The sequence below is a fragment of the Martelella sp. UBA3392 genome, from assembly GCF_002358775.1.
Classification (GTDB): Bacteria; Pseudomonadota; Alphaproteobacteria; order Rhizobiales; family Rhizobiaceae; genus Martelella; species Martelella mediterranea.
This window is the reverse complement of record NZ_DEPM01000214.1, coordinates 1-4503: the sequence shown is the minus strand read 5'-3', so window position 1 is coordinate 4503 and position 4503 is coordinate 1. Positions and strand designations below refer to the sequence as shown.

General features: G+C 64.5%; 4 protein-coding genes and 1 pseudogene. 3 read left to right on the top strand and 2 right to left on the bottom strand.

Features of this window, described 5'->3' with window-relative positions; translation table 11 throughout:
- From B4E36_RS17380 to B4E36_RS17370, 3 genes are all read left to right on the top strand, one after another.
- Window positions 1–435, top strand: a 435-nt coding sequence (locus tag B4E36_RS17380) for a sugar ABC transporter substrate-binding protein (RefSeq protein WP_345900608.1), incomplete at its 5' end; no start/stop codon positions are given.
- Window positions 432–1979 (top strand): sugar ABC transporter ATP-binding protein, encoded by a 1548-nt coding sequence (locus B4E36_RS17375; RefSeq protein ID WP_292058320.1) that lies wholly within the window; start codon window positions 432–434, stop codon window positions 1977–1979. The genes B4E36_RS17380 and B4E36_RS17375, both read left to right, overlap by 4 nt.
- The gene (locus B4E36_RS17370) at window positions 1976–3121 is read left to right on the top strand and encodes a fumarylacetoacetate hydrolase family protein (protein ID WP_345900607.1); all 1146 of its coding nucleotides are present in this window, start codon (window positions 1976–1978) and stop codon (window positions 3119–3121) included. Before B4E36_RS17375 ends, B4E36_RS17370 begins: the two co-directional genes overlap by 4 nt.
- Window positions 3122–3151: 30 nt before the next feature.
- Here B4E36_RS17370 and B4E36_RS17365 read toward each other — a convergent pair whose 3' ends face one another.
- Both B4E36_RS17365 and B4E36_RS17360 read right to left on the bottom strand, forming a co-directional pair.
- A complete protein-coding gene (locus B4E36_RS17365) occupies window positions 3152–4159 on the bottom strand; it encodes a LacI family DNA-binding transcriptional regulator (protein ID WP_292058324.1) in 1008 nt (335 codons plus the stop codon).
- Between the two features lie 169 nt (window positions 4160–4328).
- Window positions 4329–4503 (bottom strand): annotated as a pseudogene (locus B4E36_RS17360) (dehydratase); the annotation flags it as partial.

Below are 4503 nucleotides of genomic sequence, written 5' to 3'. Positions count from 1 at the left end.
GCGACCCAGCACCAGATGCGCATGGATGGAGCGCTCGACTATCTGAAGGAAAACGCGCCCGACATCGAGATCGTCGGTCCGTTTGAAAACCGTGACAAGGCCGAAAGCGCCTATTCGCTGGTGCAGGACATGTATACGGCCAATCCCGACCTCGAAATGGTCTATGTCACCGCCGGCGGTCCCTATGGGGCGGCAAAGGCAATCCAGGACCTCGGTCTGACCGGCAAGGTCGGCGTTGTCGGCTTCGACCACACGCCGGAAAACATGGCCTATCTGAAAACCGGCGAGATGGTCGGTCTGCTAGATCAGGCGCCGTTCCAGCAGGCCTTCGACAGCTCGGTCATGCTTTTCAACCATCTGGTTGCCGGTACCGAAGTGCCGGAACTGATCGAGGCCGACGGCAATCTCATCACGCCGGCGGACGTCGCGAAATGAACCCGGAAACGGGCCATAAACCCGAAGGGGGCGGCGGCAATGCCGCCCCCAGGATCAGGCTGACCGGGATTTCCAAGAGCTTTGGCCCGGTCAAGGTGCTGGAGGAGGTCACGCTCTCGCTTGCGCCGGGCGAGGTCATCGGGCTTCTCGGCGAAAACGGCGCGGGCAAATCGACGATGATGAACATCGTCTCCGGCGGGTTGAAGCCGGATACCGGCGAAATTCTTTACGACGGCGCGGAGGTCAGGTTCTCCTCCTTCGCCGAGGGGATCGAGGCGGGCATCGCCTTCGTCCATCAGGAACTCTCCGTCGTCGGCGCGCTCAGCGTCGCGGAAAACCTGTTTCTGGGGCGCATGCCCCGCAACGCCATCGGCCTTGTCGACCGGGACAAGATGCGCCGCGAGGCGCAGGGCATGCTGGACGCCGTGGGCGCCGGCGGCATAGATGCCGCGCGCCTCGCCGGAAACCTGCGCGCCGGCGAGCAGCAGCTTGTCGAGATTGCCCGCGCCGCCGCGCGCGATCCGCGCCTTCTGATTCTCGACGAGCCGACCTCATCGCTGACGCCGCACGAGGTCGAGGGTTTTCTCGATTTCGTCCGCCGCGCGCGCGATGCCGGCACGGCGATCATCTTCATCACCCACCGTCTGGACGAGGCGATGTCGATCTGCGACCGCCTGCTTGTCCTGCGCAATGGCTGCGTCGTCTCCGATCGCCGGCCGGAGGAGACGACCAAGGACCGGATCATCGCCGACATGACCGGCAAGACGGCGCTGTTTTCCCACGCGGCCCGAGCGATCACATCGACAAAGATTGCGCTGGAGCTATCAGGCGTCAGCGTGCCCGGCGTGCTGGAGGATGTCAGCTTCTCGGTGCGCAAGGGCGAGATTTTCGGCCTGTTCGGCCTTGTCGGTGCCGGGCGGACGGAGCTTCTGGAAACCATATGCGGCGCACGCCGCAAGGCGGCCGGCGCGATCACGCTCGATGGCGCGCCGCTTGCGCCGCGTAATCCCGCCGAGGCGCTGCAGCGCGGCATCGCCCTGGTGCCGGAGGGCCGCAAGACGGCGGGTATCCTGCCGCAGCATTCGGTTCGACGCAACGCATCGGCGTCGTCGCTCAGAAGCTTCGCCCGCCTCGGTGTTGTTTCGGGTGGACGCGAGGCCGGCGCGGTTGCCGATGAGCTTTCGGCGCTCTCCGTTCGGATGGAGCACGACGGTCGGCCGATCACCACGCTTTCCGGCGGCAATCAGCAGAAGGTGATTTTTGCCCGCGCGCTTCTGTCTGGCCCCACGCTTCTTTTGCTGGACGAACCGACCCATGGGGTTGATGTTGGGGCCAAGGCCGAAATCTACGATATCATACGCGCTGCCGCGGACGAGGGGCTGACGGTGATCGTCGCTTCCTCCGAGCTCCCGGAGATCACTGGCCTTTGCGATCGCGTCGGGGTCTTGTCAAAAGGCCGGTTGGCTGGCGTACTGGCGCGGGATGAGATGGACGAGGCCGAGATCCTGCGCCTTGCCTTCAGTGAACATGAAAGAGAGACATGACGCATTTTGACCTGGACGAAAACGGCATCTGGCTTGGGCGCGTTTGGCTGCCCGAGGCGGAAGGGCCTGCCGTGGTCACCTGCCGCGAGGGCCGGGTGATCGACATCACCGCAAAGGCTGGCGCAACTGTGCGCGACATCTGCGAGATGGACGACCCTGCCGGCTATGTCGCGGCGGCAGAGGGCCGCGATCTCGGCGCGCTCGCCGACCTTCTTGGCGCTGATCCGGCTGACCGGACGACGATGCACTTCCTGGCCCCGACCGATCTTCAGGCGATCAAGGCCTGCGGGGTGACCTTCGCGCGCTCCATGGTCGAGCGCGTGATCGAGGAACAGGCCGCCGGCGATCCCAAACGCGCCGAGACGATCCGCGCGCGCATCGGCACGCTGATCGGTGACAGCCTGCGCAATATCAAGGCCGGCTCCGACGAGGCGCAGAAGGTCAAGGCGGCGCTTCAGGCCGAGGGCCTCTGGAGCCAGTATCTGGAGGTCGGCATCGGCCCGGATGCCGAGGTCTTCACCAAGTCGCAGCCGATGTCCGCCGTCGGCTACGGCGCGGAGATCGGCATTCTGCAGATATCGCAGTGGAACAATCCCGAGCCGGAAGTCGTGCTGTTGGTCAACAGCCGCAGCGACATTCTCGGCGCGACGCTCGGCAATGACGTCAACCTGCGTGATATCGAGGGTCGGTCGGCGCTGCTGCTCGGCAAGGCCAAGGACAACAACGCCTCCTGCGCCATCGGTCCGATGTTCCGCCTGTTCGGCAAGGGCTTCGGGATGGATGATGTGCGGGCGATGCAGCTTGACCTGCGCGTCGACGGCCCGGAGGGCTATGTGCTCCACGGCCAGTCGTCGATGTCGGAGATCAGCCGCGATCCGGCCGAACTCGTGCGCCAGACCGTTGGCGCGCATCACCAGTATCCGGACGGTTTCGTGCTGTTCCTCGGAACGCTGTTCGCGCCGACCGAGGACCGCGACGTGCCGGGCGAGGGCTTTACCCACAAGACCGGCGACCGGGTGACCATTTCCAACCCCGCCCTTGGCGCGCTTGCCAACGCGGTGCGCTACGCCTCCGATTGCGCGCCCTGGAGCTTTGGGGTCGGCGCGCTGATGAAAAACCTCGCCGCGCGAAACCTGCTTTGAAAAGCTGCTTTCGGTGCGCCTTCTCCAGGCTCATCGCATCGGAATGTTTTCGCGAAAGATGACCTGGAGCCGGGGCGGGTATTCCGGCTCCATCTCGCCGCGAACGGCCGCTGACAGCATGCGCAGGATCTCGCGCGCCTCGATGCGCGGGTTCTGGTCGATCACGGCGTCCATGGTCCGGTCCAGAAGGGCGGTGCGGGTGGTATCGGTCAGGTCGTGGCCGATGAACACGACATCGCGGCTCTTGCGCGTTTCCTTCAGCGCCTGGACGATGCCCTGATTGCCCGCGCCGATGCTGTATATTCCGTCGATATCGGCGCGCTCCAGCAATTGCCGCGTTTGTTGATAGGCCTTGGAGCGGTCATCGCCCACTTCGCCGAAATGGACGATCTCGAGTTCGGGGAAATCCTCGGCCAGCAGCGAGCGGAAGCCCATTTCGCGCTCCTCATGCCCGCGATAGGCGAGCGAGCCGATGAACACGGCGATCTTGTAGCGCTTTCCATGGTTGAGAAACCGCCCCAGTAGAAGCCCGGCCAGACGGCCGGCGGCGCGATTGTCGATGCCGACATAGCCGACCTTTGATATCGCCGAAATGTCGGAGACGAGGGTGGCGATGCGGATGCCTTTCCTTGAAAGCTGCGTCAGTTCCTCGCGCAGCATCGGGTGATCGGGCGCGACGATCCCGATGGCGTCGCATTTTCCCTCGACGGCGCGCAGCGCGGCGACATAGGCATCGGGACCGGGATTGACGACCTCTTCCACCTGAACCGAGACCTCCGGACGGGCCTGAGCCTCCTCCAGAAGCTGGGTGCGCAGCCCGCGCATGAAGCTGTTGGGCCCTTCGGGCAGAAAGAACACGATGCGGACGGCCTTGCCCTTCTGGGTTTCGGTGAGGCCGAAATAGCCGAGCTGGCGCGCGGCCTCCATCACGATCGAGCGGGTACGCCCGCGCACGCCGGCCCGGTCGTTCAGCACGCGATCCACGGTCGCCGGTGAAACGCCCGCGAGCCGTGCGATCTCCGACATTGTGACGCGCATGGCGAAACCCTCATGAGGACATCAGAAAACAAATCATTTTCAATCATCATGAGGCTGTGATCAATGGGCCGCGACACAAGAAATCCAGTGATAGATACGGAACGACCCCGGCGATGACGGATCGATTGCCGTCACCGCCGGGGCCTCCGGGAGGAGCCCTGTGATGTGCTCAGGCCGACCGGCGCTGCACCAGATAGACGTGGTCGCAGGCCATTACCACCTCGTCGCGCTGGTTCTTCACCCGCACTTCTTCGATGACACGGCCGTAATCGGGTCGCTTCGGGTCGTCCTCGCAGCGCGCGATCGTCAGCACGGTGTGAATGGTGTCGCCGATGAAGACGGGT

Bases quoted from the DNA above. Each gene is read 5' to 3' on its own strand.
- B4E36_RS17375 (WP_292058320.1), top strand. From the start codon at position 432: ATGAACCCGGAAACGGGCCATAAACCCGAAGGGGGCGGCGGCAATGCC.
- B4E36_RS17370 (WP_345900607.1), top strand. From the start codon at position 1,976: ATGACGCATTTTGACCTGGACGAAAACGGCATCTGGCTTGGGCGCGTT.
- B4E36_RS17365 (WP_292058324.1), bottom strand. From the start codon at position 4,159: ATGCGCGTCACAATGTCGGAGATCGCACGGCTCGCGGGCGTTTCACCG.